The sequence below is a fragment of the Caballeronia zhejiangensis genome (genome assembly GCF_000698575.1).
Classification (GTDB): domain Bacteria; phylum Pseudomonadota; class Gammaproteobacteria; order Burkholderiales; family Burkholderiaceae; genus Caballeronia; species Caballeronia zhejiangensis.
This window is the reverse complement of sequence record NZ_JFHD01000012.1, coordinates 158,615-181,821: the sequence shown is the minus strand read 5'-3', so window position 1 is coordinate 181,821 and position 23,207 is coordinate 158,615. Positions and strand designations below refer to the sequence as shown.

Below are 23,207 nucleotides of genomic sequence, written 5' to 3'. Positions count from 1 at the left end.
CAGAGTTTACTTGAGGTTTACCGGTTCGCCGTTTATTCTTCGGTTTGCAGCTTGTTTTCCACAAACCGAAGAATTATTTGCTTACCCAGGCCCGCCAGTGACTGCGAATTCCATGCTAAGCGCTCGGCTTCCCGAAGTCGATCAATCCGTTTCGATCGAAACGCTCTTGGGGGTGGCCGCCCAAGCCACTGACATTCTCAATCAGATCCGCGATGCAATGTTGGAGCCGTATCCGCGCAAAAGCGCACCAACATTCACGAGCGCGCAGGTCGCGTCGCTCTGCGGCATCGACAAGCAGCGGTTCCAGTACCTGACGACCAAGGGCGAGCTGCCAGCGGGCACGTCCAAGGGCGCGGGCCGCAGCAAGGAATTCACGCTCGAAGAAGCGCTCACATGGATCCGCGCGACGAAAGAACGCCCCCGCCGGCCTGAAGGCAAGCGCGGGCGGATCGTGACTGTCGCGAACTTCAAAGGTGGCGTCGCCAAGACCACAACCGCCGTCTCGGCCGCACAGGCCCTGACGCTGCTCGGCCGCAGAGTGCTGGTCATCGACTGCGATCCGCAGGGCACGACGACACAGCTATGCGGCTGGGCGCCCGACGCCGAAATCTCGGACGATCAGACCCTTCTTCCGCTGATCTACGGCGATCAGCAGACGCTGCACTATGCAGTGCAGGAAACGTACTGGCATAACTTGGATCTCATCCCGGCTTCGTCATCGCTCTTCGATGCGGAGTTCGAGATTCCCGCCAAGGTGCTGAACGACAGCACGTTCGAATTCTGGGAAATCGTCCGCAAAGGTCTCATGCCGCTGACGGAAGAGTACGACGCGGTCGTCATCGACACGCCTCCGGCGCTCAGCTATCTCACCATCAACGCGCTGCTCGCGTCGGATGCGATTCTGCTGCCCTGCCCGCCCGAGGCGCTGGATTTCGCAAGCTCGACACAGTTCTGGCATCTCTTTGCGGATATCGCCAAGAAGCTGCCGGGCGTGCTCGAGCAAAAGCGCTTCGACTTCGTGAACGTGATTCTGACCAAAGCCAAGTCGGATGACGTGTCGCGTGTTGTGCGCGGTTGGCTTCAGAAAGCATACGGCGATCGCGTCCTGCCTTTCGAGATTCCGGAGTCGACCGTACCAAAAGGTGCGTCGGCGCAATTGTCGACGGTATATGACTTGTCGAAGCCGGACGGCAGTACGGCCGCTTACAACCGATTCAAAGAGCCGCTCGACCGGCTCGCCGAGCATCTCGACGCGCAGTTCGCCCGCGCGTGGAATCAGACGGAGGATTAAATGGGCATCGGGGACAGACTCCTCGCCAAGACAGCGAACATCGGCAGTAAGCCCACAGAAGGAACGCAAGCGCGTCCAGTCAGCACGGAACCGCGCACGTCTCCCGGTCGGTTGATGGATGCGCAGCATCGCATCAATACGGCGCAGGCGCGCATCAAAGAACTTGAGTCGCAACTCGAGGAACGAGCGGCGCTCGAAGTGCCGCTCGATGCGCTCGTGGAAGTCAGCGGACGGCGTCGCAAACTCACGGCCGAGCAGTTCCAGGAGTTGAAGAGCAATCTCGCGCAACACGCGCTCGCCACGCCTATTCTGGTGCGCGCTTTGCCGGATGCTCGTTACGAGATCGTTGCGGGACATAACCGCGTCGCTGCATACCGGGAACTCGGACGATCGACGATACGCGCCAACGTTGCGTCGATCGAAGAAGGGGAAATCGAGTTCGCGGCGTTCTTCTCGAACCTGCTATCGCCATCGCTTACGGATTTCGAGAAGTATTGGAACTTCAAACGATTGCAGGAATTGAGCGGACTCTCGCGCACGGAAATTTCTGAAAGCGCCGGATTGAGCAAGAGTCACGTCACGCGAATCTTCTCATTCGACGCCCTTCCAGAGGCAGCCAAAGCCGCACTCGCCGAAAAGCCAGAGCGACTCGGCAGCAATGCCGCGCAAAAGCTCGCGGCGCTAACAGAAGCCGGCAAGGCGGAAAAGGTCGTCGAAGCCGTCCGACGGTTGGTCGAAGACGAGAATTTTACGCAGGACAAGGCGGTCGCCCTCGTCGCGGAAAAGCCGCGCGCAGTGACTCCAAGCGCAACAGTGGTCCGAGCGGGGCGCAGGAAGGTCTGCGAAGTGTCCACGCGAAATGGTGTGGTGGGAGTTCGTTTCTTCGAGAAGGACGCGGGCGACGCAGAGCAATGGGGACAGCGCATTGCTGACTTCATCAACAAGACACTAAGTGAATCGGAGCAAGACTGAGGCTCTACTAGAGTTTTCTTTTAAATCAATGACTTAACGAGAACCGGAAAGTCGTTGACACTGAACCTAGTAGAACCTCTTTTCAAATCAAAGAGTTAGCGTAGTAGCAAACCTGAGGGTGCTATGTAACGAACAAGTTCCACAAAGACAAAAGCCTTCGGCGCCAACCGAAGGCTTTTGAATATCGGGCTTAACTGCTTATCGCCCGGTCCGCTTCCCGACGCCAATCGGGTCACGAGTACGCAACTCGAAGTTTAGCGGAACGCGATTAGCAGTCAAGCATTTGTCTTCCATTTTTCGAAATGGACGTACTTGACATGCGTATCGCGCAACTTTCCGTTGCAGGCGAGGCTCTTTCTCGCCTAAAAAACTCTGAACCGTCTTCAGCGGTAGCCGATCAAGAAGCTCTCGATGAGTACGCTTGTGATCGTTCGAATCTGCCTTGGGTCATTTTCCGGGCCGCTCATCGAGCCACGCACACGAAGGCGCTGCCTGCACGCGCGCGTGCCCTGCTCGCCGCCTTGGCCCGCACAGTCGACGCATCTCGTCCGTTCGCACCCATCTTCGCGCGGCGCGAACTGCTCACGGGCCGGGCCCAGCAATCCATGCGGACCTTCTATCGCAGCATGGACGACCTCGAGGGCGCCGGGTTTATCATCCGGCCGCCTCAGACCCGCTATGGCGCTGCCGGCCTGTTTGGTCGCGCATATATCCACCTGACGCAGAAGGCAGCCGCTTTGCTCGGACTCGTTGACGTAGCCGATGCGACCACTACGAAGCCGGCTCAACATCGGGAGAGCGCGTCAGACGCCCAAGCCGGGTTTTCTGACGGCCATCCGTCTGTCACCGTGGCAGACGGTGCTATATATAAGGATCTACTCCCTAATACTCAAAAGAGACAACCAGGACGACTTCCCGCCGATCTCCAACGCCTCGTGCCTCTGGGATTTCGTGAATTCCTGATCTTCAAACTGATGCGAGAAGCGAAAGCCCACGGCAAGCTTCTCTCCGATGTCGTCGAAGCAAGTTGGGCACCCTTGCAACGCGCAACGCATCCGATCAGCTACCTTCGCACCCTTCTGCGAGTCCCGGTCGACTTCGCCTATCGGGCGCGAAGCCAGCGCGAAGCCCACGTGCAGCAGCAAATCGAGCGAACGACTTCTGCGCGCACAGATGAAGTTGTAGGCGGTTTGGCCGGCCGGTCATTCGTCAGCCGTGACGGCTTGCGCCGCTACCGCGTCTCCGACGACGCCCGTTCCATCGTCATCTGCCATCGCGACGAGCCGCATCCGCGCGTCCATGCGGGCACATGGCAGAAAGATTTCGTTGCGGCCTTTGAGGCAGGTCACATCCTGCTCGACGACAAAGATCGCTTCGGCTCTCACGTCGATTTCCCGACGCCTCTAGCCGCAGGCCCGATCGACCTCCAGCGCGCATCCGAAGCGCGCCTGAGCGACATCAAAGCGCTTCTCCGCTTGAAGAGCGTGGGCGGGACCCCATCTGCGAAACCAAGGGACGTGGCGCGACCAATGCTGAAGGACAAGTCCGCTATCGCCCCTTTGAGTTCGCTTTTGCAGGCGGTGCTCCGTGCGGCGCCATCAACCAATTTTCGCGATTCACCGGGTACGAGTTCGTGCTGAACGGGCGGCCAAAACATCAGATGAATCGACGTGAGACCGCGCCCGGAAACTTTTTTGAATTAGGCTGCTGCGTCGCAGCAAAAGCTGATATACTCTAAGGTTGCGCCTGAATGGGCGATTGGAAAACGCAAACACCGCGTCTGGATGCGGTTTGCGTGCTTTGCTCGATGCGATTTTCAGCAAGCCGTCCGTGGTCGAAGCTGTCATCGAAATCATCGCGAGCCGTTACGCTCGCTCCCGGGGATCTGTCGTCGCCGAGCAAACCTGTCGAGGAGAAAGTATGGCAAGTTTTGATCGGGAAGATTCGGAGCTGGATATCGTCGCGCCGGCGCGCAAGGCACCGGGCCGGCGGGCGAACAAAGGGAAGGGCCAGGCCGGCACGATACAGCCCGATGTCGCGATGACCGCCGAACAAAATGAAGAGCGTCAGCGTCAGATGCGCGCGCTCATCCAGTTGGGCAAGGAGCGCGGCTATCTCACGCACGCCGAGATCAACGACCACCTTCCGGATAACTTCGCTGAAACGGCGGCGATGGAAACCGTCGTCAGCACGTTCCACGATATGGGTGTCGCGGTCTACGAGCAGGCGCCGGACGCCGAAACGCTGCTGCTGAGCGACAACGCCCCAAGCGTGGTGACGGACGAGCAATCGGACGAAGAAGCGGAAAACGCGCTGTCGACCGTCGATTCCGAATTCGGCCGCACGACCGACCCGGTTCGCATGTACATGCGTGAAATGGGCGCGACCGAGCTGCTCACGCGCGCCGGCGAAATCGCGATTGCGAAGCGCATCGAAGACGGGCTGCACGAGATGATTCAGGCGATCGCGGCGTGCCCGTCGACGGTCGCGACGATTCTCGCGGACGCGGCGCAAGTCGAATCGGGCGAGCTGAAGATCGACGAACTGGTCGATGGCCTGAAGGAAGAGGACACGGCAGATGAAGACATGTCGGCTTCCGATACGACCGACTCCGCCGAAATCGATACGGATACCGACGAATCCGACAGCGACGAAGACGACGACGACGATCTCGATGGCGCTGGCGATTCCGCTGCATCGAACGAAGCGCGTCTGAAGCAACTGAAGGCCGACTGTCTGGAGATCTTCGCACGCGTGCGCGAGCTGGCGGAACAGGCGAGCAGTCCTAAGGGTTCGGGTGCCGCTGCGGCGAAGGCTGTCGAAAAGGCTCGAGCCGAAATCCAGCGCGAGCTCGGTTCGATCCGCTTCACGGCGAAGACCATCGACCGCCTGTGCGCGAACGTTCAGCAGCAGGTCGCGCAGGTGCGTGACATCGAACGTCGCGTGTTGCAGATCGCGGTGGATCGTTGCGGCATGCCGCGCGACAAGTTCGTCGAATCGTTCGTCGGTCACGAGACCGATCTCGAATGGACGGCACGTGCGTCGGCGGCTTCGAAGCAATACGGCGCGTCGCTCGAGCGCAGCCTGCCGGCGATTCAGGCAGAGCAGCAGAAGCTCATCGACATCGAAGGCGTCGTCGAGATGCCGCTGCAGCAACTGAAGAAGATCAACCGTCAGATGACGGCTGCCGAATTGAAGATGCGTCAGGCCAAGCGCGAGATGATCGAAGCGAACCTGCGTCTCGTCATCTCGATTGCGAAGAAGTACGTCAATCGCGGCATGCAGTTCCTGGATCTGATTCAGGAAGGCAACATCGGTCTGATGAAGGCGGTGGACAAGTTCGAATATCGCCGTGGCTGGAAGTTCTCGACGTATGCGACGTGGTGGGTTCGTCAGGCCGTGACGCGTTCGCTCGCCGATCAGGCGCGCACGATCCGCGTGCCGGTGCACATGATCGAAACGATCAACAAGCTGAACCGCATCTCGCGCGAGATCTTGCAGCAGACGGGCCTGGAAGCGCATCCGTCGGTGCTGGCCGAGCGCATGGAAATGCCGGAAGAGAAGATCCGCGGCATTCTCAAGATCGCGAAGCAACCGGTGTCGCTGGAAACGCCGGTCGGCGAAGATGCCGATGCAACGCTTGGCGACATGATCGAAGATCAGGGCGCTGCTTCCCCGGCAGAGGCCGCCGTGCACGCGAACATGCGCGCCGCGATCGACGATGCGCTCAACGCGCTGTCGCCGCGCGAGGCGAAGGTGCTGCGCATGCGCTTTGGCATCGACACGGCTTCGGACTATACGCTCGAAGAACTGGGTAAGCAGTTCGATGTGACGCGCGAGCGCATTCGCCAGATCGAGAGCAAGGCGATGCGCAAGCTCATGCATCCGAGCCGCGCCGACAAGCTGCGTCCGTTCCTGGATCGCTGATCCTGCGGGCCGCCTGGACTGACGTTCGGGCGAACTCTGAAGCGCGTGCCGCCAGAAATGGCGGCACGCGCTTTTTTATTTGCGCGATGACATCAGCCGTGCGTCGTGCCTTTAGGCATCCTTGACGACGCGCACGCCTGCAACGCGACGATCGCCTTGTTTGCGAGCGTGAGCGTTTCCTCGCAGGCGAGGCGGTCGCGAAAGATCGAGCATCCGCCGCCGGCGTTCACTTTCGCCACCGCGTTACGCAGCTTGTCGAGCGCGGATTGCGGCGAGCCGGCGTCGCGAATCATCGACGCGATATCGAACGCGCTGCCGGCGTCGGTTTCGACGTAGCCGGGGCATTGCGTTTGCGCGTGAGCCGCCATGCAGATCATGCCGGCAGCCGCAGCCAGCGAAAGGCGCCGGGCGCGGCGTCGAGAAGGGTAGAGGAGGGCATCCATTGGCGTCACCATCGTCAGATTCGCATTGACAAATCATGCGTTCGGCGAACTCGTGACGGCTGGAACGGACGAATGCTTGTCCACAGAATCGGTGGGCAAGATTGTGGATATCCTGAGCATCGCCGGGCCAACGTGTTGATGCGTAACGCATTTGACCCGGCGTACGAAATTCGCGCGTTGCTTCGTCTCCCATTCTGAACCGGTAAAAAAATTCGCGCCGGCCGCGTCAAAAAAGCCTAAATGCGGAATGCCTGGACGGTTTGCCCGAGTTCGCGCGCCTGCGCGTCGAGCGCGTGCGCGGCCGTCGCCGCTTCGTTCACGAGGGCGGCATTCTTCTGCATCAAACGATCCATCTGCGATACCGCGTCGTTCACTTCGTCGATGCCGCTGCTTTGCTCGCGCGAAGCCGTCGCGATCGCTTCGACGAGCATCGACACGGCGTCGACGGAAGCGAGCAGATCGGCGAGCGTCGCGCCCGCGCGCATGACCGTCGAGCCGCTCGATTCGACGTGCGCATTCACTTCGCGGGTCAATTGCGAGATTTCCTTCGCCGCGGCCGACGAGCGTCGCGCGAGCGCGCGAAGTTCCTCGGCGACGACAGCAAAGCCACGTCCGAGCGACCCGGCTCGCGCCGCTTCGACCGCCGCGTTCAGCGCGAGCAGATTCGTCTGAAACGCGATGGATTCGATCACGCTCGTAATCTGCCGGATCTGCGCCGAACGCGACGACAAATCCATCATGCGCGCGATTGCATCGGCGACGGCGCGTTCGCCATCCTTCGCGCGCCCAGACGCTTCCCTCGCCAACTCGCGCGCGCGATTCGCGTGCTCGGCGTTCGCGCGAACGGTGGATGCGATCTGCTCCATGCTCGCCGACGTCTGCTGCAAGCTCGCCGCATGTTCCTCGGTGCGCGCGGACAGCGCGTGGTTGCCCTCGGTGATGTCCGCCGCCGCGACGCCGATGGTCTGCGTCGAGCGCTTGATGTCGCCGACCATCGACGCGAGCTGGCTGCGCATCAGGCTCATCGCGTACATCACGCTTTGCGTGTCGCCGCGCGCGACGGGCACATCGGTCAGCAGATCGCCTTGCGAGACGCGCCGCGCCACGCTTGCCGCGAGTTCCGGTTCGCCGCCGAGCTGGCGCATGAGCGAGCGCGCCAACGAAAAGCAGAGCCAGCCGACGAGCGCCACGCCCGCCCCGATGCACGCGCCCACGCTCCATTGCACGATGCGGCTCACGCGTTGCGCGTCGTCGTATTCCTGCTGTGCGGCGGTGAGCTGAAACGCGCGCAGATCGGTGCTTTCCTTCTTGACGCGCTTCGCTTGCGGCTCGATCTGCTGCGTGACGATCCACTGTGCTTCGGCCAAATTGTTGGCGGCGAGCAGATCCGTCGACGGACGAAAGCCTTTGTCGCGCAGTGTCGCCCAGTCGGCGGCGAGGCGCCTTGCGAGCGGCGCTTCGGTCGAATCGAGCGGATAGCGCAGATAGCGGCCGAGCAGGGCATCGATATTTGCGACGCGCTGCTGCGTCGATGCGACCACGGCTTGCGTCTTTTGCGCCGATGGATCGAGCACGGCGTCGCTGATCGCGAACTGGCTTTGCGTGATGAGTTCGTCGATCGTGGAAATGGTCTGCAGCGCTTGCACGCGCCCTTCGAAGACGTGGCGTAGCGCGGCATTGCCTTGCTGGACGCCGAATAATCCGACGCTGCCGACCGCAACGAGCACGGCGGCGACCGCGCCCGTGACGATCGCGAGGCGCGCCTTGACGGTGAACTTTGACATTTTCGGTAGAGGAGAAACGTGCGCGGAGAAGTCCGGAGGCGCGCAGCGGCCAATCATCGGACTTTTGTGGAGAGCGCAATCTACCGATTGTCGAAGACGTTTGTGTGACAAGCGCCGCGGTCACGCGCCGCAAACCTTTGCGTGCGCGTTCCCAACGAAAGCGACCGATGCCCCGCAATCAATCGCGCTTCGGAATCTCCAGTCCGCGCTTCACCGCAGGCCGCGCGAGAAACGCGTCGAGCACGCGCTCGACGTTCTTGAACTCGTGAAAATCCACCAGCTCGCGCGCTTCGTAAAAGCCGATCAGATTGCGCACCCACGGAAACGTGGAGATATCCGCGATGCTGTACTCGTCGCCCATGATCCAGTCGCGACCTTCGAGCCGCTTGTCGAGGACACCAAGAAGCCGCTTCGATTCGGCGACGTAGCGCGCACGCGGACGCTTATCCTCGTAATCCTTGCCCGCGAACTTGTGAAAGAAGCCGACCTGCCCGAACATCGGGCCGACGCCGCCCATCTGGAACATCAGCCATTGCAGCGTTTCGTAGCGCTTCGCCACATCGTCGGGCATCAACTGGCCGCTCTTCGCCGCGAGATAGACAAGAATCGCACCGGATTCGAAGAGCGGCATCGGCTCGCCGTTCGGTCCGTCCGGATCGATGATCGCGGGAATTTTGTTGTTCGGATTGAGCGACAGGAACTCGTCCGACATCTGATCGTTCTTGTCGAAGCGCACGAGATGCGGCTCGTAAGGCAGGCCGGTTTCCTCGAGCATGATCGAGACTTTCACGCCATTGGGGGTCGGCAGCGAATAGAGCTGAATGCGCTCGGGATGCTGAGCGGGCCATTTGCGGGTGATGGGGAAATCGGCAAGCGCGGTCATTTAGAGTCCTCGAAGGTCGAAGCGCCGAATATAACGATTTCGCGGCTTTCCTGCGTCGAAGACACCATCGCGCGCGCTGTCATCCGCTCGCCGCATCGACAGGAAAAGATTGAGGGATCTCGTACAGACGACGTATGTCGAAACGCGGAATCTGTTCTTGCCTCGACTACAAAAGCGATTGTAGGAATCGCAGCATCGATACGAGGATTGCGCGCAGCGCGAAGGTCAAGAAGTCAACGAACAACGAAGAAACCAAGCCCTTGCGGGAAATGTGCAGCGCGAACGCGACGTGCGGGCCGGTCCACTGGCTCGGTTATTGCATCGGCACGGGTGCCCGGGAATCCGTGCCGGCCTTACGAACCGTTGGTTACGCTGCCATGAAAACCGCTCCTCTCGCAACGCTTACCGCAATCGCTGCCGTGGTCGGGGGACTGCTGCCCAGCCTGTGCACCGCCACGTCTCTCGAAAGCCAGCTCGACTGCAAGTCCAGCGCGCACAACTTCATCGCACCGCTCGTCGCCGATAAATCCATCGACGCGCGCCCCATGCGCGTCGAGGCGAATTCGGTCAACGCGTTCAAGCCGACCCAGGGAAGCGAGCTCACCGCTTACGGCTTTCGCGTGTATGCCGTGCTGGGCTACGAGCACGGCGACGACATGTTCAAGCGCGGCAGCGGCCAGCCGATCAACGATTCCGCGTATGGCGTCGTGGTGCTCGCCGCGTCGGAAACGGTCGAGGCGAAGGTGCGCGAATCGGGCAGCACGGCGGTCGTCAAACAGGTCGTGCCGATGATGATGACCGCCGTCTTCTGCGACGGCAGCGGCGCGAGCAAGACGACGGCCGGCGCCGTTACGACGGAAGCGTCGCGGAATCGCTGAATCATCGTCGATAATGTTCTCCCCAAAAGCGCGCGCAAAGTGTCGCGCGCCCGACAACAGGAGAACGCCGACATGTCTGACGCAGCCAAGCAGTCTCAACGAATCGCCATCGTCACCGGAGCGGGAAGCGGGATCGGCCGTGCGGCGGCGCTGGCCTTGCTCGGCGACGGCTGGTCGGTCGTGCTTGCCGGAAGACGTCCCGCGCCGCTCGACGCGGTGATCGGCGAATCGAATGCAGCGGAGCGCGCGCTCGCCGTGCCGACCGACGTCTCCGATCCGCAATCGGTCGAGAAGCTCTTCAAGGCGGCGGTCGAGCGCTTCGGCCGCGTCGATCTGCTGTTCAACAACGCTGGCGTGACGAATCCGCCGGGACCGTTCGAGGACTGGACGCCCGAGCAATGGAAGAACGTCGTCGATATCAATCTGAACGGCATGTTCTATTGCCTGCAGCAAGCGTTCCGCACGATGAAGGCGCAAACGCCCACGGGCGGCCGCATCATCAATAACGGTTCGATTTCCGCGAGTGCGCCGCGCCCCAATTCGGCGGCCTACACGGCGACGAAGCACGCGGTGCAAGGTCTCACGAAGACCGCATCGCTCGATGGCCGCAAGTACGACATCGCGGTCGGTCAGATCGATGTCGGCAATGCTTTCACCGAGCTGTCGGAGCGCATGTCGAAGGGCGTGCCGCAAGCGAACGGCGAGATCGCCATCGAACCGATGATGGACGTGAAGATCGTCGGCCAGTCGGTGCTCTACATGGCGAACCTGCCGCTCGAAGCCAACGTGCTGTTCCACACCGTGATGGCCACCAAGATGCCGTTCGTCGGCCGCGGCTGATTCTTCTTCTACGCGATCCGATACCAGACGCGAATGCCCGAGTACCAATGGCTCACGCTGGTATCGTCGCCGGCGCCGAACGTCGAGAGGCTCTCGACGTTCAGCACGTCGACGTCGTTCTCGGCAATCCACCTGTTCGCGCGCTCGACGAGCGCCGCGCCGTTCTCGTACACGTTGCCCTTGATGAGGTGATGCTGCACGATCTGTCGCTCGAAGTCTTCGTAAGCGATCTTCGCCATCCGCTGTCTCCTGATTTTCGTTCTGATGCGCCGATGTATCAGCGGTCGTATATGTTGCGGCGCAGCGCTATCGCCGCATGACGCGTTCTGCCGATTCGAGCATCATATGGCCTGAGACACGCTCGTGCGAATCGGTGAATTCCGCGTGCGGGCGGCACGAGAACGCCAAGGAGAGCACGATGGACATGCGGCAACGCGAGCACATCGAGGCAGTCGTCGCGGCGACCACGCGGGCGGACGCGCTCGGTACGGCGCGAGCGCACGACGGCATCATTCAGTCTTCATGGCGGCGTTGCGTGCATCAGTACGGACTCGATCCGTCGCGCATGCAGGAAGCGCGCATCCTGCCGCAGACGCGCCTGCGCGAGCATCAGCAGCGCATCGACGACTTCGCGCGCATCGCGCGTCACGGTCTCGAAGCCTTGTACGAGCAGGTCGCGGGCATGGGTTATGTCGTGCTGCTCACCGATGCGCTCGGCGTGACCGTCGATTACATCGGCGATGCGAACACCGATTCCTCGCTGCGCCGCGCGGGTCTCTATCTCGGCGCGGAGTGGAGCGAAGCGGGCGCGGGCACCTGCGCGGTCGGCACCGCGCTCACGACGGGGCAGGCGCTCACCGTCCATCAGATCGATCATTTCGACGCCACGCACATTCCGCTCACGTGCACCGCCGCGCCGCTCTACGATTCGCGCGGCGCGCTTTCCGCGATCCTGGACATTTCCGCGCTCGTGTCGCCGCAAGCGCGCGACAGCCAGAATCTCGCGCTGCAACTCGTGCGGATTTACGCGGGGCACATCGAGAACGCGAATTTTCTGCGCACGCATCGGCAGGACTGGATTCTGAAGCTGAACACCGCGCCGGAATTCGTCGATGTGAACCCCGAATATCTGATCGCGCTCGATGCGAGCGGACGCATCGTCGGACACAATCGCCGCGCGCATACGATGCTCGCCGCCGAAATCGGCCGTCCGGTCGCGCCGGGAGAAAGGGCGACGTCGCTGATCGGCGTGCCGTTCGATACGCTTTTCGACGCGCGCATCGAAGAGCTGGGCCGCTTCGTCTATTCGCGCCCGAGCGAATTGCGCGCGGTGCCGCTCGCAAAATCCGGCGCGCTGCTTTATCTGAGCGTGATGCCGCCCGCGCCGTGCGTCACGCCGTCGACCAACGCGACTGCGGCGCGCAGCGTGGAAGTGCCCGCGCCGCTCGCCGCCCTGTGCGGTGGCGATGCCGCGCTCAGGCGTCAACTGGAACGCGCCGCGAAGCTCGTCGATTCGCCGATCAACCTCCTCGTCAATGGCGAAACCGGCAGCGGCAAGGAGTTTTTCGCGAAGGCGCTGCATCGCGCGAGCGCGCGGCGCGCGGGGCCGTTCGTCGCGGTGAATTGCGCGGCGATTCCGGAGACGCTCATCGAAAGCGAATTGTTCGGGCATCTGCCGAACAGCTTTTCGGGCGCGGGCGCGAAGGGCAAGCGCGGGCTCATTCAGGAAGCGGACGGCGGCACGCTCTTTCTCGATGAAATCGGCGACATGCCGCGCGAGTTGCAATCGCGGCTGCTGCGCGTACTGGCCGAAGGCGAAGTGCTCGCGATCGGCGCGTCGCGGCCCGTATCGGTCGATGTGCGCGTGATTTCCGCCACCCATCATTCGCTCGACGCGCTCATGCACGACGGACGCTTCCGCGAGGATCTCTACTATCGCCTGAACGGCGCGCGCTTCACGCTGCCGCCGCTGCGCGAACGAAGCGATCTCGACTGGCTCGTCGACAAGCTGCTCGAAGGCGCGGTCACGCTGACGCCGGCGGCGCGTGAACGGCTGCATCGGCATGAGTGGCCGGGCAATCTGCGCGAGCTTTGCAACGTGCTGCGCTATGCGCGCGCGGTGTGCGCGAACGGTTCGATCGATGTCGATGATCTGCCGGAAGGATTCGACGGCGCGCCGACGCCAGTCGAAGCCGAGCCGGCGCGCGCCGTCGTCGAGGATTTCGATCCGCATCGGCTGCCGCCCGAAGGCATGCTGCTGATGCAGTATCTGCGCGCGGCGAGCTGGAATCTGAGCGCGGTCGCGCGGCAGATCGGCGTGAGCCGCATGACGCTTTACCGGCGCATGGCGCGCTACGGCATCAAGTCGCCGAATCAGCGCGACGCGGGCCACTAACGCGCGATACGCCTGTACTCCCGCCGATACACCTGCCGCTGTGACACCTGTCACGGCGGCGCCCCGTACACCCTCCAAAGCGCCCGATTTCCGCGGGTAATCCCTCGCTTTTTCGCGCGCGAAAGCCGTCTTCAGATTGGCATGGCGCTTGCCTTTATCCGCCGCACAAAACACACAACGGAGACACTGGCATGCGTGACAGCGCGGCACCGCTCGTCGGCATCATCGCCAATCCTGTTTCGGCGCGGGACATCCGGCGCGTCATCGCGAATGCGAACAGCCTGCAGCTCGCGGATCGCGTGAATATCGTGTTGCGGCTGCTGTCGTCGCTCGCGTCGTGCGGCGCTTCGCGCGTGCTGATGATGCCGGACCGCGAAGGTCTCAAGGTCATGCTCCAACGGCATCTTTCGCGCAAGCAAGGTCCGGACGCCGCGCTCGCTCACGTCGAATTCCTCGACATGCCCGTGACCGCGCGCGTCGACGACACGTTTCGCGCCGCGCGCATGATGCACGACGCCGGCGCCGATGCGCTCATCGTGCTCGGCGGCGACGGCACGCATCGCGCGGTCGTGCGCGAGTGCGGCCAGGTGCCGATCGCAGGCTTGTCGACGGGCACGAACAACGCCTATCCGGAAATGCGGGAGCCGACCATCTCCGGACTTGCGACGGGGCTCTACGCAACGGGCCGCGTCCCCGCGCGCCAAGCGCTCGCGTCGAACAAGCTGCTCGACATCGAAATTCGCGATGCGAAAGGCAGCGTGCGCCGCGACATCGCGCTCGTCGATGCCGTGATTTCGCACGAGCATTTCATCGGCGCGCGGGCGCTGTGGAAGATCGACACGCTCGCCGCCGTCTACGTCTCTTACGCCGATCCGCAGGCGATCGGCATGTCGGCGATCGCCGGTCTGCTCGAACCGCTCGGGCGGCACGACAAGGGCGGACTCGCGATCGAGCTCGGCAGACCAGGCGACTGCGAATTCGAACTGCACGCGCCGATCGCGCCCGGCCTCGTCGAACCCGTGCCGATCGCGAACTGGACGCGCCTCGCCGACGGCGTGCCGCATCGCGTGAAGCAGAAGAGCGGCATCGTCGCGCTCGACGGCGAACGCGAGCTCGCCTTCGGACCCGGCGACGAAGTGAGCGTCACGCTCAGGGAAAGCGCTTTTCGCAGCATCGATGTCGCCGCGTGCATGCGTTACGCGGCGGCGTCCGGGCTGATGCGTCAGTCCAGCAGCCACACCCGCTAGGCCAACCCACGGAAGACATCAAAGGAGACAGAGATGACAGCGACGCAACATGCGGGCGGCTTGCCGCTCTCCAAGGACGAACTGCTGAGCGCGTATCGCAAGATGCGCACGATCCGCGATTTCGAAGAGCGCCTGCACGTCGATTTCGGACGCGGGGACATTCCCGGCTTCGTGCACCTGTACGCGGGCGAGGAGGCGGCGGGCGTCGGCATCATGACGCATCTGAACGATGGCGACCGCATCGCGAGCACGCATCGTGGACATGGACACTGCATCGCGAAAGGCGTCGATCCGGTCGCGATGATGAAGGAGATCTACGGCAAGAAAGGCGGCTCGTGCAACGGCAAGGGCGGCTCGATGCATATCGCCGATCTGTCGAAAGGGATGATGGGCGCGAACGGCATTCTCGGCGCGGGCGCGCCGCTGATCTGCGGCGCGGCGCTCGCGGCGAAGTTTCGCGGCAAGGGCGAAGTCGGCATCACGTTCGCGGGCGATGGCGCGTCGAACCAGGGCACGTTTCTCGAAAGCCTGAATCTCGCGGCCGTGTGGAACCTGCCGGTGATCTTCGTGATCGAGAACAACGGCTATGCCGAATCGACCGCGCGTGACTACGGCACGGCCGTCGATAGCTACGTCGATCGCGCGGCGGGCTTCGGCATTCCGGGCGTGACCGTCGACGGCACCGATTTCTTCGCGGTGTACGAAGCGGCGGGCGAGGTCATCAAACGCGCGCGCGAAGGCGGCGGGCCGGCGCTGCTCGAATGCAAGATGATCCGCTTCTACGGTCACTTCGAAGGCGACGCGCAGACGTACCGCGCGCCCGGCGAAATCGACGATATCCGCTCGAACAAGGATTGCCTGAAGAAGTTCGCGGCCGCCGTCACGCAAGCCGACGTGATCTCCCCGGGAGAACTCGACGCGATCGACAAGGAGGTCGCCGCGCTGATCGACCGCGCGGTGCAGGAAGCGAAGGACGCCCCTTTGCCGACCGCCGCCGATCTGCTCACCGATGTCTACGTCAAATATTGATTCGAGGAGACAAACACCATGGCCCGCAAACTGAGCATGAAGATGGCGATCAACGAAGCCATCGATCAGGAAATGACGCGCGATCCGAGTGTGATCGTGCTGGGTGAGGACATCGTCGGCGGCGCAGGCGCGGACGGCGAGAAAGACGCGTGGGGCGGCGTGCTCGGCGTCACCAAAGGTCTGTACGCGAAGCACGGCGATCGCCTTCTGGATACGCCGCTCTCGGAATCGGCATACGTGGGCGCGGCGATCGGCGCGGCGGCGTGCGGCATGCGTCCGGTCGCGGAGCTGATGTTCATCGACTTCATGGGCGTGTGTTTCGACCAGATCTTCAATCAGGCGGCGAAGTTCCGCTACATGTTCGGCGGCAAGGCGGAAACGCCCGTCGTGATCCGCGCGATGGTCGGCGCGGGCTTTCGCGCGGCCGCGCAGCATAGCCAGATGCTGACCTCGCTGTTCACGCACATTCCGGGGCTGAAGGTCGTGTGCCCGTCGACGCCCTACGACACGAAGGGATTGCTGATTCAGGCGATCCGCGACAACGATCCGGTCATTTTCTGCGAGCACAAGAATCTCTACGGCTTCGAAGGCGAAGTGCCCGAGAACTCGTATGCGATTCCGTTCGGCGAAGCGAACGTCGTGCGCGACGGCAAGGACGTGTCGATCGTCACGTACGGCTTGATGGTGCATCGCGCGCTGGAGGCCGCCGCGACGCTCGCGAAGGAAGGCATCGAAGCGGAAGTCGTCGATCTGCGCACGCTGTCGCCGCTCGATCTCGATACGGTGCTGGAGACGGTCGAGAACACGGGCAGGCTCGTCGTCGTCGATGAGGCGAACCCACGCTGCAATATCGCCACGGATATTTCAGCGCAGGTCGCGCAGCAGGCGTTCGGCGCGCTGAAAGCGGGCATCCAGATGGTCTGCGCACCGCATACGCCGGTGCCGTTCTCGCCGACGCTCGAAGATCTTTACATACCGAGCGCCGCGCAGATCGCCGACGCCGCACGAAAAACCATGAAGGGAGGAAAGCACTGATGGCCGCAATCACACCGATCGTGATGCCCAAATGGGGCTTGTCGATGAAGGAAGGCACGGTCAACGAATGGCTCGTGGAGGAGGGCACGGAGATTACCGTCGGCATGCCGATCCTCGATGTCGAAACCGACAAGATCGCCAACGCCGTCGAAGCGCCCGACGCGGGTTTGCTGCGTCGGCGGGTCGCGTCGGCGGGCGATACGCTGCCGGTCAAGGCGCTGCTCGGCGTGCTCGCGCCGTCCGACGTGAGCGACGCCGATATCGACGCGTACGTTTCGTCCTACGTCACGCCCGCCGAAGATGAGGAAGCGGGCGAGGAAGCGGCGGCGTATCACTTCGTCGATGTCGATGGCATCCGCGTGCGCTACGCCTCGCGCGGCGGCGACGATGCGAGCCGGCCCGCGGTGTTGTTCATCCACGGCTTCGGCGGCGATCTCGACAACTGGCTGTTCAACCTCGATGCGCTCGCCGAAAGGAACCGCGTATTCGCGCTGGATCTGCCGGGCCACGGACAATCGACGCCTAAAGTGCCTGGAACGTCTCTGGCAGCGCTGGCCGCGTTCGTCGGCAAGTTCATGGACGCCGTGGGTCTGGAAGCGGCGCATCTCGTCGGCCATTCGATGGGCGGCGGCATCGCGGCGCAGATGGCCGTCGACCAGCCGTCGCGCGTGCAGTCCGTGTCGCTCATATCGCCTGCCGGCTTCGGCGATGAAGTGAACAATGCGTACACCGAAGGCTTCGTCACGGCCGAATCGCGTCGCGAGCTGAAACCGGTGGTCGAACTGCTGTTCGCGAATCCCGAACTCGTCAGCCGCCAGATGCTCGACGATCTCCTGAAGTACAAGCGGCTCGACGGCGTCAGCGACGCGCTGACATCGCTCAACGGCGGCTTGTTCGCGGGCGGAAAGCAGAGCGCGCTGCCGGGCGGCAAGCTGGCTGCGTCGGGCAAGCCGGTGCTCGTGATCTGGGGCGAAAAGGACCAGATCATTCCCGCCGCGCACGCGAAGCATGCACCGGAAGGCGCGACCGTTCGCGTGTTCGACGACGCCGGGCACATGAGTCAGATGGAGAAGGCCAACGAAGTCAACGCGTTGTTGAAGGAGCACGTAGGCAAGGGCGGCTGATCGCCCGGCGCGCGCCGCGGCGGAGCAGGACACCGTCGCGGCGCGCCCGCGCGTTCTTGACTACCATGTCGGGATCGCGTCTGCGTCGGCGCGTCATTCCTTCGATGCCATGCCCTTCCAACTGATCGATCCCGCCGCGCTTTCCGGCGATCCGCACGATCCGCTGCAAGCCGAAGAAGCGCTCCTCGCGCGCGCGGCCGCGGGCGATGCCGTCGCGCATGTCTGGGACGCGCCTGCATCGCTCGTCGTGCCGCGCAGCTATCAGCGTTACGCGGCGCTCGCCGACGCGCGCGAGGCTTTTGCTGCGCGCGGCTGTCCCGTGTGGCTGCGTCTGTCCGGCGGCGGTCTCGTTCCGCAGGGTCCGGGCGTGCTCAATCTGAGCCTCGCGTATCCGGTGCGCGCGCCGATGGGCGCGCTGTCCGAAACCGTCTACGTGCATCTGTGCCGGATTCTCGCCGATGCCCTCAGCTCGCTCGGCGTGCTGACGCACTGGCAGGCGGTCGAAGGTTCTTTCTGCGACGGCCGCTTCAATCTCGCCTGGGGCCCCGGCGACGACGCCCGCAAGATCGCGGGCACCGCGCAGTACTGGCGGCGCGTGCCGCACGACGACAAGGCCCAGCCGCTCTATGCGGTGCTTGCCCACGCCGTCCTGCTCGTCGATGCCGATCCGATCGAAATCAACGAGCGCGCCAACGCCTTCGAAGCGATGATCGAAAGCGGACGCCGCTACGAAGAACTGCGGATCGTGACCGTTGCGCAGGCGCTCGCCTACGAATGCTTTTCGATGCCCGCCGACCTGCGCGAGCGCGTGCGCGCGACATTGATCGAGCGCGTGAAGGATGCGTCGCCGCCGGAACAATAAAAACGCATCGAGGTGGCCATGCCGCTCAGAAGTGCTTCGAACGGGTTCTTCTTCGCGCTTTGGGTGGCCGTGTGCGCGGCCGCGCCCGAATTTCTGTGGCAAGGGCTGTTTTCGCTCTTCGGCCATTTTTCGCTGACCGATGCCGCCGCCGCGCTCCTGATCGGCGCGATTCTCGCGTTCTTCGTCGAGCCGGTGCTGGAGCGCTTGCGCGGTCTGTCCGACGCGCACGAGCCCGCCGAGAAATCTCCCGCTTTCGCCGCGTGCGAGGCGTTGAGCTTTGCGATCGTCGCCGTCTGCGTGCACGAGGCGATCACCGTGTATGTCGCAGCGAGTCACTCCAACGAGCAGGCAAGCGAGAACCTCGTGAAAGCCGTGGCGCAGGCGCTGCAATGGGCGATCACGCCGTTTTTCATCACGATTGCGTGGATGGCCGCGCGCGCGCCGTCGTGGATCGCGTGGCCGATTGCGGCGCTGTCGATCATCGTCGGTTTGCTGGTCGGCGTGATATTCGGCTGGAGCGCGCATGTGCTCGTGACGAGCGCGATTCCCACGATAGCCGTGCTGATCGCGGGATGTCTCATCGTGCGGGAACAGTGGGATGCGTTCACGTTCAGGCGCTGCGCCCGCGCGACCGGCGTGATCGCGCTCGCCTGGCTCGTGTTGACGGGCGCGCTGCAACTCGCGCTATGGCTCGCGCACGCACAGGCGTTTCGCGTGTATGAGCGATCGGAGTTCTGGAGCGACTTGCGGTTTTATATCGGCTGGGTGACGGGCTTGCTCGTGGCGCCGTCGTTCGTGCCCGATGCGCCGCTCGCCGCCGGCGGCGATGACCGGCGCGTGCGGCATTGACTCAGTCTGTCAGTAAGTTCCGGGCGGCGGCTGCCAGCCCGGCGGCGGCGGAGGCGGCGGAGGCGTGGTGGAATACGCGCCGCCGGACGGCTGAACCATGCGCGTCGAGCCGCGTACCGGCACTTTGTCGCCGGCGGCGTACATGCATTGCAGATACGCGTAGTCGTAGCGCTGCTGCACGTTGTAGCCCGATGCCTGCGATGCCCCGACGCCGAACGCGCTGCCGGTCAGAAGGCCCGCGCCCGCGCCGATGGCCGCTCCCGATCCGCCGCCGAAGGCCGCGCCCGCCGCCGCGCCGAGCGCGGTGCCGACGACCGCGCTGCCGACCGCGCTGTTGGTCGCCGCCTGATTGGCGTCCACGCCGCCGACCTGCTGAAGGGCAAACTGGCGGCAGGAGTTGTCATCGGCGCGGAACTGGTCGAACGTTTTGGTGCTGCCCGGTAGCGCCATCACACTGGGGCCGGTAGGCATCACGGTGCAGGCCGAAAGGCCCGTCACGCCGATTGCCGCCAGTAAAAGGCCAAGCCTCGAGTAGTTCATGGATTCTTGCGATTTCGCTTGGTTATCGGTTTTCAAAGTGCCGAACAGCATCAGTTCGATGGCGGCGGCGTCGCCGGAACCGGACGCCATGCGTTGGCGCATTGCTTCACGTACGGGTAATAGGCCTTCGCGGAGTCGCAGTAGTACCACATGCCTGGCTGCTGCGCGGGCGCGCCCGGATCGGCGGCGGGCTGACCCTGCTCGACGTATTGAACCGGCGCGGCAGGCTGAACGACGACGGGCGGCGGCGGATAGTAGTAATACGGCGCCGGCGCGACGGGATACGGGTAATACACGGGTCCGCCGACCCACACGCCGACGCGCGCCCAGGCGTACGCGTTGGCGGTCACGCCCGCGCTCGCGATCAGCGATAGCGCGATAAAAGCCTTCAGGCGATTCACGTCCTTCTCCAGAAAAAATGTTTGCGATGTCGATGGCACCAACGGAAATCCGACCTCCGCAGTTGACCTGACATAGCGCATCCTCGAACGCTATTCCCTTTGCCGGAGAATTTCAATTACGCGGAACGGCGCGTATTTTTCGGCGCGTTACCCGGTAACAAAGTGTCGTGAATTCATGCGCGCAGCACGGTGATTCCGGCGCGTTCGATCGGTTCGACGAGCTTCGCGTCGGCGGTTTCCTCGACGATGACCGTCTGAGCCAGATCGATCCCGCCGATCCTGTAGGCCGACGCCGCGTTGAGCTTCGCCGCCGACGCCAGCACGACGGTTTCCGCCGCGCGCGCCGCGAGCGCGCGCTTGACGTGCGCTTCCTCGAAATCGCCGGTGGTGAGGCCGGCCGTCGGATGTACGCCGGTGACGCCCATGAAATAGAGATCGGCGTGAATGTGCGACATGGCTTCGACGGCAGCGGCCCCGACCGTGACGATCGAATGCTTGTAGAGCTTGCCGCCGATCAGCACGACATCGACCGAAGCGTGCTCCGCCAGCGCCACGGCGACGCTCGGACTATGCGTGACGATCGTCGCGGACAGATTCGCCGGCAACTGACGCACGAGCAGCGCGGACGTCGTGCCGCCGTCGATGATCGCGATCTGCCCCGGCGCGATCATGTCCGCCGCTTTCTTCGCGATGCGCCGCTTCGCCTCCGATTCCATGTCCTCGCGCCGCGCGAACGGCGCGATCGCGGGCGAAGCAGGCAGCGCGCCGCCGTGCACGCGTTGCAGCAGCCCTTCGGCCGCGAGTTCGCGCAGATCGCGCCGCACCGTGTCCTCGGAAATGCCGAAGCGTGCGCTCAGTTCGGCGGCGAGCACCTGGCCGTCGCGTTTGAGGGCATCGAGAATCGCTTTCTTGCGCTGACTGGTCAACATTGTTTGCACGAAATTTCTTGATATTGCACGAAACTGCACGCTACCATGAGTTCAACAACTTGTCGAACGGGTGAACCGATGGAAACGAGCGAGCGCGTCCGCATCCTCAAAACCGAAGTGCTGTCGGACGACTGGTACGTCCTCAGAAAAGTGACTTTCGATTTTCAGCGCCGCGATGGCGTCTGGCAGCGTCAGAGCCGCGAAACCTACGATCGCGGCAACGGCGCGACGATTCTGCTGCGCGATCGCAAGACCGGCAACGTGCTGCTGACGCGCCAGTTCCGCATGCCCGCGTTCGTCAACGGACACGACGGCATGCTGATCGAGTCGCCCGGCGGCCTGCTCGACGACGCCACGCCCGAAGAGCGCATTCGCGCGGAAGTCGAGGAGGAAACGGGCTATCGCGTGCATCGCGTCGAGAAGATCTTCGAGGCGTTCATGAGCCCGGGATCGGTGACGGAGAAGCTCTATTTCTATGTCGGCGATTACGACAGCTCGATGCGCGTTTCGGACGGCGGCGGCGTAGAGGAAGAGGGCGAGGAAATCGAGACGATCGAAGTCCCGCTGCAAACCGCCATGCAGATGATCGAGCGCGGCGAAATCATGGACGGCAAGACGATCATGCTGCTGCAATACGCCGCGCTCGAGGCGCGTTCACGCGAGTAGCGACACCGTTTTCACCTGCGCCCACAGGCGCATGCCTTCGACGATGCCTAGCCGGTCCAGCGAATAACGCGTGACGCGCGCGAGCAGCGGCGAGCCGTCGACGTCGAGCCGCACCACGGCTTGCGACGGATGGGCGTCCTTCGCGATGCCGATCACCGTCGCGGGCAGCACGTTCAGCACGCTGCTGCGCTCGTGCTCGTGCGTGCCGGTGACGAGACTCACGTCGCGCGCCTTGATGGCGACGCGCATCGTCTTGCCGCAGGACAAAGGCGTATGCACGACGGCGAGCTTCGCGCGCGAGCCCGGCAGCGCGAGCGTGAGCAGGCCGTACTTGCTGTCGTATCCGTCGACGATTCCCTCGAACACGACCGATGCGTCGTCGGCCATTGCGAGCGGCAGATCGAGCCGCGCGAGCGTATCGGCGATCGGCCCGCTCGCAAGCGCACGGCCGCCTTCGAGCAGCACGAGATGATCCGCGAGGCGCGCGACTTCTTCGGGCGCGTGGCTCACGTAGATCACGGGAATGTCGAGTTCATCGTGCAGGCGTTCGAGATACGGCAGGATTTCCTGCTTGCGTTTTTGATCGAGCGACGCGAGCGGTTCATCGAGCAAAAGCAGACGCGGACTCGTCAAGAGCGCCCGCGCGATGCCCACGCGTTGCCGTTCGCCGCCTGACAATCCGGCCGGCATGCGCTCCAGCAGATGCGCGATGCCGAGCAATTCCGCCGCCTGCGACAGATCCACGCGCCGCTCTGCCGACTTCACGCGCTCCAGCCCGAAGCGCAGATTCTTCTTCACGCTCAAGTGCGGAAAGAGGCTCGCTTCCTGAAAGACGTAGCCGAGCGGGCGCTTGTGCGTCGGCAGAAAAATGCGGCGCTCGGTGTCGAGCCAGACTTCGCCGTTGACGACGAGCCGCCCGGCGCGCGGCCGCGCGAGTCCCGCGAGACAGCGCAGCAGCGTGGTTTTTCCGGAGCCGGAATGGCCGAAGATCGCGGTGACGCCGCGACCGGGCAGCGCGAGATCGATATCGAAGGCGAAACCCTCGTGCTCGACGAGAAAGCGCGCTTCGATGGCTTCGTCGGAACGGGTATGCGCGCGGTCGAGCATCGCGC

General features: G+C 63.4%; 22 protein-coding genes. 14 read left to right on the top strand and 8 right to left on the bottom strand.

What is annotated here, in order from left to right:
* The first annotated feature begins 112 nt into the window (after window positions 1-112).
* The 4 genes from BG60_RS17665 (at window position 113) to rpoD (ending at window position 6,190) form a co-directional block, all read left to right on the top strand.
* On the top strand, window positions 113-1,291 hold the full coding sequence (locus BG60_RS17665) for a ParA family protein (RefSeq protein WP_008347131.1): 1,179 nt from the start codon (window positions 113-115) through the stop codon (window positions 1,289-1,291).
* Window positions 1,292-2,263: a ParB/RepB/Spo0J family partition protein gene (locus tag BG60_RS17660; RefSeq protein ID WP_008347132.1), complete on the top strand. Its 972-nt coding sequence runs from the start codon at window positions 1,292-1,294 to the stop codon at window positions 2,261-2,263. It abuts the gene before it with no gap.
* Between the two features lie 317 nt (window positions 2,264-2,580).
* The gene (locus BG60_RS17655; RefSeq protein ID WP_235366165.1) at window positions 2,581-3,903 is read left to right on the top strand and encodes a replication protein O; all 1,323 of its coding nucleotides are present in this window, start codon (window positions 2,581-2,583) and stop codon (window positions 3,901-3,903) included.
* 280 nt (window positions 3,904-4,183) lie between these two features.
* The gene (gene rpoD / locus BG60_RS17650) at window positions 4,184-6,190 is read left to right on the top strand and encodes an RNA polymerase sigma factor RpoD (RefSeq protein WP_034472225.1); all 2,007 of its coding nucleotides are present in this window, start codon (window positions 4,184-4,186) and stop codon (window positions 6,188-6,190) included.
* Window positions 6,191-6,282: 92 nt separating this feature from the next.
* On the opposite strand, the gene BG60_RS17645 is transcribed toward rpoD, so the two are convergent.
* The 3 genes from BG60_RS17645 to BG60_RS17635 form a co-directional block, all read right to left on the bottom strand.
* Window positions 6,283-6,633, bottom strand: coding sequence for a hypothetical protein (locus BG60_RS17645; protein ID WP_033535867.1), 351 nt, complete (start codon window positions 6,631-6,633; stop codon window positions 6,283-6,285).
* 236 nt (window positions 6,634-6,869) lie between these two features.
* Window positions 6,870-8,417, bottom strand: coding sequence for a methyl-accepting chemotaxis protein (locus BG60_RS17640; RefSeq protein WP_034472223.1), 1,548 nt, complete (start codon window positions 8,415-8,417; stop codon window positions 6,870-6,872).
* Between the two features lie 178 nt (window positions 8,418-8,595).
* Window positions 8,596-9,300 carry a glutathione S-transferase N-terminal domain-containing protein gene (locus BG60_RS17635; protein ID WP_008347144.1) on the bottom strand — a complete coding sequence of 235 codons (705 nt, stop codon included), beginning with the start codon at window positions 9,298-9,300 and terminating at the stop codon, window positions 8,596-8,598.
* Between the two features lie 134 nt (window positions 9,301-9,434).
* On the opposite strand from BG60_RS17635, the gene BG60_RS17630 reads away from it, so the two are divergent.
* Together BG60_RS17630 and BG60_RS17625 are read left to right on the top strand one after the other, a co-directional pair.
* The gene (locus BG60_RS17630; protein WP_326929430.1) at window positions 9,435-10,178 is read left to right on the top strand and encodes a hypothetical protein; all 744 of its coding nucleotides are present in this window, start codon (window positions 9,435-9,437) and stop codon (window positions 10,176-10,178) included.
* A 72-nt stretch (window positions 10,179-10,250) separates the two neighbouring features.
* Entirely contained in the window at window positions 10,251-11,018 is a 768-nt protein-coding gene (locus BG60_RS17625; RefSeq protein ID WP_008347148.1) for an SDR family oxidoreductase, read from the top strand.
* An 8-nt stretch (window positions 11,019-11,026) separates the two neighbouring features.
* Here BG60_RS17625 and BG60_RS17620 read toward each other — a convergent pair whose 3' ends face one another.
* Window positions 11,027-11,257 (bottom strand): hypothetical protein, encoded by a 231-nt coding sequence (locus BG60_RS17620; RefSeq protein ID WP_008347150.1) that lies wholly within the window; start codon window positions 11,255-11,257, stop codon window positions 11,027-11,029.
* A 179-nt stretch (window positions 11,258-11,436) separates the two neighbouring features.
* Here BG60_RS17620 and BG60_RS17615 point away from each other — a divergent pair, with 179 nt between their 5' ends.
* The 7 genes from BG60_RS17615 to BG60_RS17585 all read left to right on the top strand — a co-directional run bounded on the left by BG60_RS17615 (window position 11,437) and on the right by BG60_RS17585 (window position 19,559).
* Window positions 11,437-13,413 carry a sigma-54-dependent Fis family transcriptional regulator gene (locus tag BG60_RS17615; RefSeq protein WP_008347152.1) on the top strand — a complete coding sequence of 659 codons (1,977 nt, stop codon included), beginning with the start codon at window positions 11,437-11,439 and terminating at the stop codon, window positions 13,411-13,413.
* Between the two features lie 191 nt (window positions 13,414-13,604).
* Window positions 13,605-14,660 (top strand): ATP-NAD kinase family protein, encoded by a 1,056-nt coding sequence (locus BG60_RS17610; RefSeq protein WP_008347154.1) that lies wholly within the window; start codon window positions 13,605-13,607, stop codon window positions 14,658-14,660.
* A gap of 33 nt (window positions 14,661-14,693) precedes the next feature.
* Window positions 14,694-15,689 carry a thiamine pyrophosphate-dependent dehydrogenase E1 component subunit alpha gene (locus tag BG60_RS17605; RefSeq protein ID WP_008347155.1) on the top strand — a complete coding sequence of 332 codons (996 nt, stop codon included), beginning with the start codon at window positions 14,694-14,696 and terminating at the stop codon, window positions 15,687-15,689.
* Window positions 15,690-15,707: 18 nt separating this feature from the next.
* Entirely contained in the window at window positions 15,708-16,724 is a 1,017-nt protein-coding gene (locus tag BG60_RS17600; protein WP_008347157.1) for an alpha-ketoacid dehydrogenase subunit beta, read from the top strand.
* Window positions 16,724-17,848 carry an acetoin dehydrogenase dihydrolipoyllysine-residue acetyltransferase subunit gene (locus BG60_RS17595; RefSeq protein WP_008347159.1) on the top strand — a complete coding sequence of 375 codons (1,125 nt, stop codon included), beginning with the start codon at window positions 16,724-16,726 and terminating at the stop codon, window positions 17,846-17,848. Before BG60_RS17600 ends, BG60_RS17595 begins: the two co-directional genes overlap by 1 nt.
* Window positions 17,849-17,957: 109 nt before the next feature.
* Complete coding sequence (locus tag BG60_RS17590; RefSeq protein ID WP_008347161.1) at window positions 17,958-18,710, top strand: lipoyl protein ligase domain-containing protein; 753 nt, start codon at window positions 17,958-17,960, stop codon at window positions 18,708-18,710.
* A gap of 18 nt (window positions 18,711-18,728) precedes the next feature.
* Window positions 18,729-19,559: a hypothetical protein gene (locus BG60_RS17585; RefSeq protein ID WP_008347163.1), complete on the top strand. Its 831-nt coding sequence runs from the start codon at window positions 18,729-18,731 to the stop codon at window positions 19,557-19,559.
* A gap of 9 nt (window positions 19,560-19,568) precedes the next feature.
* Here BG60_RS17585 and BG60_RS17580 read toward each other — a convergent pair whose 3' ends face one another.
* From BG60_RS17580 to BG60_RS17570, 3 genes are all read right to left on the bottom strand, one after another.
* On the bottom strand, window positions 19,569-20,099 hold the full coding sequence (locus BG60_RS17580) for a YMGG-like glycine zipper-containing protein (protein WP_033535907.1): 531 nt from the start codon (window positions 20,097-20,099) through the stop codon (window positions 19,569-19,571).
* Window positions 20,100-20,149: 50 nt separating this feature from the next.
* Window positions 20,150-20,500 carry a hypothetical protein gene (locus BG60_RS17575; protein WP_033535906.1) on the bottom strand — a complete coding sequence of 117 codons (351 nt, stop codon included), beginning with the start codon at window positions 20,498-20,500 and terminating at the stop codon, window positions 20,150-20,152.
* Window positions 20,501-20,673: 173 nt separating this feature from the next.
* A complete protein-coding gene (locus tag BG60_RS17570; RefSeq protein WP_008347169.1) occupies window positions 20,674-21,429 on the bottom strand; it encodes a DeoR/GlpR family DNA-binding transcription regulator in 756 nt (251 codons plus the stop codon).
* A gap of 78 nt (window positions 21,430-21,507) precedes the next feature.
* Here BG60_RS17570 and BG60_RS17565 point away from each other — a divergent pair, with 78 nt between their 5' ends.
* Window positions 21,508-22,095 carry an NUDIX domain-containing protein gene (locus BG60_RS17565; protein ID WP_008347171.1) on the top strand — a complete coding sequence of 196 codons (588 nt, stop codon included), beginning with the start codon at window positions 21,508-21,510 and terminating at the stop codon, window positions 22,093-22,095.
* On the opposite strand, the gene modC is transcribed toward BG60_RS17565, so the two are convergent.
* Window positions 22,084-23,202, bottom strand: coding sequence for a molybdenum ABC transporter ATP-binding protein (gene modC, locus BG60_RS17560; RefSeq protein WP_235366168.1), 1,119 nt, complete (start codon window positions 23,200-23,202; stop codon window positions 22,084-22,086). The genes BG60_RS17565 and modC overlap by 12 nt on opposite strands.
* Window positions 23,203-23,207: the final 5 nt, after the last annotated feature.